The 712-nt window shown below is 40.6% G+C and carries 1 protein-coding gene; it reads right to left on the bottom strand.

Going from position 1 to position 712, the window contains the following annotated elements; genetic code table 11:
• Window positions 1-37: 37 nt before the first annotated feature.
• Entirely contained in the window at window positions 38-292 is a 255-nt protein-coding gene (locus MKP05_RS21260) for a hypothetical protein (RefSeq protein ID WP_053389859.1), read from the bottom strand.
• Window positions 293-712: the final 420 nt, after the last annotated feature.

The raw sequence follows: 712 nt of genomic DNA, 5'->3' as shown, positions 1-712 counted from the left end.
TAAGCACCTTTCAAGTCGCCTTAGGGCGACTTTTTTATTATCGTCCATACAGTGCCTTAGTAGCGTTTAAGAAATGATCATAGGCGCAATTAAAAGCGGCGTTTTCTGTATCGAATACCTTATCTGTAATACTTTCCCATTCCTTCGAACAACGATATTTGACTCGCCAGAAGTCATTAGAAGGCCAGATGATGTAATGGTAACTGCAATCGTAATCCATATCCCCAGATTGCATCCTTTCGCCGTCAGCTAACATATAAAAAATTGTACCGCCTACGATGAATTTCTTCATTTATGCTCCGGCATTTTAAAAGATAATTCTATTTATTATCTATATAATTCAGTTGCTTATGTTTAGTGCGACGTTCTAAGGATAGTCTGCTTAACATAAATAGCATTACCAGTTTAAATCCTACTCAAAATAATTGCTGAATTAATATAGAGCTATTCGTCTTGTTGTATATACGACGTTTTGTTACTATCAGTGTACCGGTCAACGTGCGCTATAGCCGGTTGCAACGCACCTTTTAATCCCTTCAAGCTACGGCGAACTGTATCGCCGCTGGCGATATGGTTCCCGTCAGGAGCCATTATGAAAACCCTACCCCCTGAAATTTCCGCAATCCGTAACAGCGATGAGTTTTACCTTTATACGGTTGAGTCCAGGCTGAAAAGCTGCGTTAACGGTAAGGCCGTTATGCTGGAAATGCTG

The sequence above is a fragment of the Halomonas flagellata genome, assembly GCF_022487945.1.
Classification (GTDB): Bacteria; Pseudomonadota; Gammaproteobacteria; order Pseudomonadales; family Halomonadaceae; genus Halomonas; species Halomonas flagellata.
Note: the sequence above shows the minus strand (reverse complement) of the source record. Positions and strands in the feature narration are given on the sequence as shown.

Bases quoted from the DNA above. Each gene is read 5' to 3' on its own strand.
- MKP05_RS21260 (WP_053389859.1), bottom strand. From the start codon at position 292: ATGAAGAAATTCATCGTAGGCGGTACAATTTTTTATATGTTAGCTGAC.